The 6,149-nt window shown below is 53.7% G+C and carries 6 protein-coding genes; 4 read left to right on the plus strand and 2 right to left on the minus strand.

The annotated features are described in order from the left end of the window. The first annotated feature begins 5 nt into the window (after positions 1 to 5). On the plus strand, positions 6 to 1,016 hold the full coding sequence (gene ruvB / locus ACLJRU_RS06420) for a Holliday junction branch migration DNA helicase RuvB (RefSeq protein ID WP_000568504.1): 1,011 nt from the start codon (positions 6 to 8) through the stop codon (positions 1,014 to 1,016). Between the two features lie 78 nt (positions 1,017 to 1,094). Here the strand turns inward: ruvB and znuB are convergent, their stop codons facing one another. Continuing rightward, on the minus strand, positions 1,095 to 1,880 hold the full coding sequence (znuB, locus tag ACLJRU_RS06425; RefSeq protein WP_000571512.1) for a zinc ABC transporter permease subunit ZnuB: 786 nt from the start codon (positions 1,878 to 1,880) through the stop codon (positions 1,095 to 1,097). Beyond that, a complete protein-coding gene (znuC, locus tag ACLJRU_RS06430) occupies positions 1,877 to 2,632 on the minus strand; it encodes a zinc ABC transporter ATP-binding protein ZnuC (RefSeq protein WP_000203023.1) in 756 nt (251 codons plus the stop codon). Before znuC ends, znuB begins: the two co-directional genes overlap by 4 nt. 78 nt (positions 2,633 to 2,710) lie before the next feature. Here znuC and znuA point away from each other — a divergent pair, with 78 nt between their 5' ends. From znuA to lpxM, 3 genes are all read left to right on the plus strand, one after another. After that, complete coding sequence (gene znuA, locus ACLJRU_RS06435) at positions 2,711 to 3,655, plus strand: zinc ABC transporter substrate-binding protein ZnuA (RefSeq protein ID WP_001540249.1); 945 nt, start codon at positions 2,711 to 2,713, stop codon at positions 3,653 to 3,655. A 15-nt stretch (positions 3,656 to 3,670) separates the two neighbouring features. Next, a complete protein-coding gene (mepM, locus tag ACLJRU_RS06440) occupies positions 3,671 to 4,990 on the plus strand; it encodes a murein DD-endopeptidase MepM (RefSeq protein WP_001184032.1) in 1,320 nt (439 codons plus the stop codon). 116 nt (positions 4,991 to 5,106) lie between these two features. Beyond that, positions 5,107 to 6,075, plus strand: coding sequence for a lauroyl-Kdo(2)-lipid IV(A) myristoyltransferase (gene lpxM / locus ACLJRU_RS06445; RefSeq protein ID WP_012664545.1), 969 nt, complete (start codon positions 5,107 to 5,109; stop codon positions 6,073 to 6,075). Positions 6,076 to 6,149 lie beyond the last annotated feature (74 nt).

Genomic DNA, 6,149 nt, shown 5'->3' on the forward strand with positions numbered 1-6,149 from the left:
AAAGGATGATAGAAGCAGATCGCCTGATTTCAGCAGGCGCCACGATCGCAGAAGACGTCGCCGATCGCGCCATTCGCCCGAAGTTATTGGCGGAATATGTCGGCCAACCGCAGGTGCGCTCCCAGATGGAGATCTTTATTCAGGCGGCAAAACTGCGTGGCGACGCACTAGATCACTTGCTGATTTTCGGCCCGCCAGGGTTAGGTAAAACGACTCTGGCGAATATCGTTGCCAATGAAATGGGCGTCAATCTCCGAACCACGTCCGGCCCGGTGCTGGAAAAAGCAGGCGATCTGGCGGCTATGCTCACCAATCTTGAACCGCATGATGTGCTGTTTATTGATGAGATTCATCGGCTTTCACCGGTGGTGGAAGAGGTACTCTATCCGGCGATGGAAGATTACCAGTTGGATATTATGATTGGCGAAGGGCCTGCCGCACGTTCAATTAAGATCGATCTGCCGCCGTTTACGCTCATTGGCGCGACGACGCGAGCAGGTTCGCTGACCTCGCCGCTACGCGACCGTTTTGGTATTGTGCAGCGCCTGGAGTTCTACCAGGTGCCCGATCTGCAGCACATCGTCGGGCGCAGCGCAAGGCACATGGGGCTTGAGATGAGCGATGACGGCGCGCTGGAAGTGGCGCGTCGGGCGCGCGGTACGCCGCGTATAGCCAACCGTCTGCTCAGACGTGTGCGTGATTTCGCCGAGGTGAAGCATGACGGGGCTATTTCAGCGGAAATTGCCGCGCAGGCGCTGGATATGCTGAACGTCGATGCGGAAGGGTTTGACTATATGGATCGCAAGCTGCTGCTGGCGGTTATTGATAAATTCTTCGGTGGTCCGGTGGGACTGGATAACCTGGCGGCAGCGATTGGCGAAGAGCGTGAAACCATTGAGGATGTGCTGGAGCCGTATCTGATTCAGCAAGGTTTTTTGCAGCGCACGCCGCGTGGGCGTATGGCAACGGTGCGCGCCTGGAACCATTTCGGGATCACGCCGCCAGAGATGCCTTAGCGCCTGAAGTCGCTGCGCTCATCAGACCTGGGCGATTTTGTAGGCCCGGTAAGCGCAGCGTCACCGGGTAACACACGCTTAGCTTGCCTGCTTTTTCATCATACTGAAGATAAACAGCAGCGCGGCACACAGCACTACGGATGGCCCTGCTGGGGTATCATATAAGGCTGAGAAGGTCAGTCCACCTGTAACCGCTATCATACCTACACCAACGGCGACGCCCGCCATCTGTTCCGGCGTACGGGCAAAGCGACGCGCGGTTGCGGCGGGGATAATCAGCAGCGACGTAATGATCAGCGCTCCGACAAACTTCATCGCTACGCCGATAGTTAACGCCGTTACCAGCATCAATAACAGCTTCACGCGCTGTAACTTCACGCCATCGACAAAGGCAAGATCCGGACTGATAGTCATTGACAGCAAGTTGCGCCACTGCCAGAAGAGAATGGCCAGCACAATAACGACCCCAATAGCGATCGAGATAAGATCTTCCGGCGTGACGGCCAGCAAATCGCCAAACAGATAAGCCATTAAATCAACGCGGACGTTGGACATCAGGCTGACCACGACCAGTCCTAAAGATAAGGCGCTGTGCGCCATAATGCCCAGTAAGGTATCAATCGCGAGGTGAGGGCGTTTCTCCAGCCATACCAGACCGGCGGCCAGCAGCAGCGTAACGGCGATTACCGCATAAAAGGGGTTAACGTCCAGCAACAGGCCAAACGCCACGCCCAGAAGCGACGCGTGAGCCAGCGTATCGCCAAAATAGGACATCCGACGCCAGACCACAAATGAGCCCAAAGGACCAGCGGCGCAGGCCAGCATCATCCCGGCCAGCCAGCCGGGCAGTAATAATTCAATCATGAGTGACCATTTCCCCGGCGCAGTACAATACGACCCTGTAAATCGTGGCGATGATTATGATGATGGCGATAAATCCCTAATTGCTCCGCGCCTCGCGGGCCAAACATAGAGATAAATTCCGGATGCATAGACACCACTTCCGGCGCGCCGGAACAGCAAATATGATGGTTCAGGCATAACACTTCATCCGTCTTTGCCATGACCAGATGTAGGTCATGTGACACCATCAGCACGGCGCAATCGAGTTCGCGACGCAGCTGATCGATAAGGTCGTATAACGCGACCTGGCCGTTGACATCCACGCCTTGCGTCGGCTCATCAAGTACCAGCAACTGCGGCCTGTTAAGCAGAGCACGCGCCAGCAGTACGCGCTGTGTCTCGCCGCCGGAGAGTTTTTGCATGGGCGCGTCAATCAAATGTCCGGCCTGAACGCGTTTAAGCGCCGGGAGAATATCCGTTTTTTGCGTGCCGGGACGTAAACGTAAAAATCGGTTTACCGTCAGCGGAAGCGTGGTATCGAGATAGAGCTTTTGCGGGACATAGCCGATACGGAGTTGCCCGTTGCGCTTGATCACCCCTTCATCAGGGGCTACCAGTCCTAAAACCACGCGTACAAGCGTTGACTTCCCCGCGCCGTTTGGGCCGAGAAGCGTTAAAATTTTTCCGGGGCTCAATTCAAGCGACACGTCAGAGAGGACGCGGCGTTGACCAAATGAGACCGAGACGTTTTCCAGTGAAACTAAACTTGTCATGTTAATTTTAGGCTTGCAGAAGTGATATAATGTTATAATATCACATTTCACACATTCATTACGATGATTAGTCGCATTATGTTACAGAAAAATACGCTTCTTTTCGCAGCATTATCCGCCGCGCTTTGGGGGAGTGCAACCCAGGCCGCCGATGCCGCCGTTGTCGCTTCGCTTAAACCGCTTGGGTTTATCGCTTCCGCCATTGCTGATGGCGTTACGGATACGCAAGTATTACTTCCGGATGGGGCTTCCGAGCATGATTATTCATTGCGTCCATCAGACGTAAAACGCTTACAGGGCGCGGACTTAGTCGTCTGGGTTGGCCCGGAAATGGAAGCCTTTATGGAGAAGTCGGTCAGGAATATTCCTGATAATAAGCAGGTTACCATTGCGCAACTTGCCGATGTAAAACCGTTACTCATGAAGGGCGCGGATGATGATGAGGATGAACATGCGCATACGGGCGCCGATGAGGAAAAAGGTGACGTACATCACCATCACGGCGAATATAACATTCATCTTTGGCTCTCCCCAGAGATAGCGCGGGCTACAGCGGTTGCAATCCATGAAAAATTAGTGGAACTTATGCCGCAAAGTCGAGCCAAACTCGACGCCAACCTGAAGGATTTTGAGGCACAATTAGCCGCAACCGATAAACAGGTCGGTAACGAGCTCGCGCCGCTCAAGGGGAAAGGGTATTTCGTTTTTCATGACGCCTACGGTTACTACGAAAAACACTACGGACTCACCCCGCTCGGTCACTTTACCGTGAATCCTGAGATACAACCTGGCGCGCAGCGTTTACATGAAATAAGAACACAGTTGGTTGAGCAAAAAGCAACCTGCGTTTTTGCTGAGCCACAATTCAGGCCAGCGGTCGTGGAAGCCGTGGCGAGAGGGACATCCGTTCGAATGGGAACACTGGACCCCCTCGGGACGAACATTAAACTGGGTAAAACAAGCTATTCAGCGTTTTTAAGCCAATTAGCCAACCAGTATGCGAGCTGCCTGAAAGGAGATTAACGAGGAAGTGAATACGTGCAACAGATAGCCCGCTCTGTCGCCCTGGCATTTAATAATCTGCCCCGACCCCACCGCGTTATGCTGGGGTCACTTACCGTTCTGACACTGGCCGTCGCCGTATGGCGGCCCTATGTTTACCACCCAGAATCCGCACCAACCGTTAAAACTATTGAACTGGAGAAAAGCGAGATTCGTTCCCTCTTACCGGAGGCCAGCGAACCCATCGATCAGGCCGCGCAGGAAGATGAAGCTATTCCTCAGGATGAGCTGGACGATAAAACCGCAGGCGAAGTCGGCGTCCATGAATACGTCGTCTCCACAGGCGATACGTTAAGCAGCATTTTGAATCAGTACGGCATCGATATGAGCGATATTAGCCGACTTGCCGCTTCTGATAAGGAGCTGCGCAATCTGAAAATTGGCCAACAGCTTTCCTGGACACTGACCGCCGATGGCGATTTACAGCGTCTGACATGGGAAGTCTCCCGCCGTGAAACGCGTACCTACGATCGCACTGCCAACGGTTTTAAAATGAGCAGTGAAATGCAGCAGGGGGACTGGGTTAACAGTCTGCTGAAAGGTACGGTAGGGGGTAGCTTTGTCGCCAGCGCGAAAGAGGCCGGTTTAACCAGCAGCGAAATCAGCGCAGTGATAAAAGCCATGCAGTGGCAGATGGATTTTCGCAAGCTGAAAAAGGGCGATGAATTTTCGGTTCTGATGTCGCGCGAGATGCTGGATGGCAAGCGTGAACAGAGTCAGTTGTTGGGCGTGCGGATGCGTTCCGATGGTAAAGATTACTACGCCATTCGCGCCGCTGACGGTAAATTCTATGACCGTAACGGTGTTGGCCTGGCGAAAGGCTTTTTACGCTTCCCGACCGCCAAACAGTTCCGCATCTCCTCCAATTTCAATCCGCGCCGTCTGAACCCGGTTACTGGACGCGTTGCGCCGCATCGTGGCGTTGACTTTGCGATGCCGCAGGGTACGCCGGTGCTGTCGGTGGGGGATGGCGAGGTCGTGGTCGCTAAACGTAGCGGCGCTGCCGGTTACTACATTGCGATTCGTCATGGACGCACCTACACCACACGTTATATGCACTTGCGTAAGCTGCTGGTGAAACCGGGGCAAAAAGTGAAACGTGGCGATCGTATTGCGCTTTCTGGTAACACCGGGCGCTCCACAGGGCCGCATCTGCATTATGAGGTATGGATCAACCAGCAAGCCGTTAACCCTCTAACAGCAAAATTGCCGCGCACGGAAGGTCTGACGGGGTCAGATCGTCGTGAATACCTGGCACAGGTGAAAGAGGTTCTGCCACAACTGCGCTTCGATTAACAAATGCGCTGACAGAGCCGGTACGCGATGTGTGCCGGCTTTTTTGTTTTGTGTGCGGCGCAGACGTCGCTACACTATTCACAATTCCTTTTCGCGTCAGCAGACCCTGGAAAAGCATGGAAACCAAAAAAAATAATAGTGAGTATATCCCTGAATTCGAAAAATCCTTTCGCTATCCGCAGTATTGGGGCGCCTGGTTGGGCGCGGCGGCAATGGCGGGGATCGCATTAACACCGGCATCATTCCGTGACCCTTTGCTGGCGACGCTGGGGCGCTTTGCCGGACGGCTGGGGAAGAGTTCTCGTCGCCGGGCGCTAATTAATCTGTCTTTGTGCTTTCCGCAGCGTAGCGAAGCTGAGCGCGAAGCGATTGTCGATGAGATGTTCGCCACCGCGCCACAGGCAATGGCGATGATGGCTGAGTTGGCGATGCGCGGTCCGAAAAAAATTCAACAGCGTGTTGACTGGGAAGGTCTGGAAATCATTGAGGAGATGCGTCGTAACGACGAAAAAGTCATTTTTCTCGTACCGCATGGCTGGGGCGTCGACATTCCAGCCATGCTGATGGCCTCTCAGGGGCAAAAAATGGCGGCGATGTTTCATAATCAGGGTAATCCGGTTTTTGACTATATCTGGAACACAGTGCGTCGGCGTTTCGGCGGACGTTTGCATGCGCGTAATGACGGGATTAAACCCTTTATTCAGTCTGTTCGTCAGGGCTACTGGGGTTACTACCTGCCGGACCAGGATCACGGCCCGGAGCATAGTGAATTCGTTGATTTCTTTGCGACATACAAAGCGACGCTGCCTGCAATTGGTCGGCTGATGAAAGTGTGCCGCGCACGCGTGATACCGCTTTTCCCGGTGTATAATGGTAAAACGCATCGCCTGACTATCCAGATTCGCCCGCCAATGGACGATCTGCTCACGGCTGACGACCACACTATCGCCAGACGGATGAACGAAGAGGTCGAAATTTTTGTCGGCCCGCATCCGGAACAGTACACCTGGATCCTGAAGCTGCTCAAAACCCGCAAGCCAGGCGAGATTCAGCCGTATAAGCGTAAAGATTTTTATCCCATCTGACTAGTCCTGATATAGGTTGACAGTTTTTTGTCTGTAAAACGCCTGATGAACATCATCGGGCGTTTTGTATTTCA

Origin of the sequence: Salmonella sp. SAL00653, from assembly GCF_046552515.1 — a bacterium.
GTDB lineage: Bacteria > Pseudomonadota > Gammaproteobacteria > Enterobacterales > Enterobacteriaceae > Salmonella > Salmonella enterica.

What these genes read in the sequence shown, in the direction of transcription:
- ruvB (WP_000568504.1), top strand. Translation starts at nt 6, where the DNA reads ATGATAGAAGCAGATCGCCTGATTTCAGCAGGCGCCACGATCGCAGAA.
- znuB (WP_000571512.1), bottom strand. Translation starts at nt 1,880, where the DNA reads ATGATTGAATTATTACTGCCCGGCTGGCTGGCCGGGATGATGCTGGCC.
- znuC (WP_000203023.1), bottom strand. Translation starts at nt 2,632, where the DNA reads ATGACAAGTTTAGTTTCACTGGAAAACGTCTCGGTCTCATTTGGTCAA.
- znuA (WP_001540249.1), top strand. Translation starts at nt 2,711, where the DNA reads ATGTTACAGAAAAATACGCTTCTTTTCGCAGCATTATCCGCCGCGCTT.
- lpxM (WP_012664545.1), top strand. Translation starts at nt 5,107, where the DNA reads ATGGAAACCAAAAAAAATAATAGTGAGTATATCCCTGAATTCGAAAAA.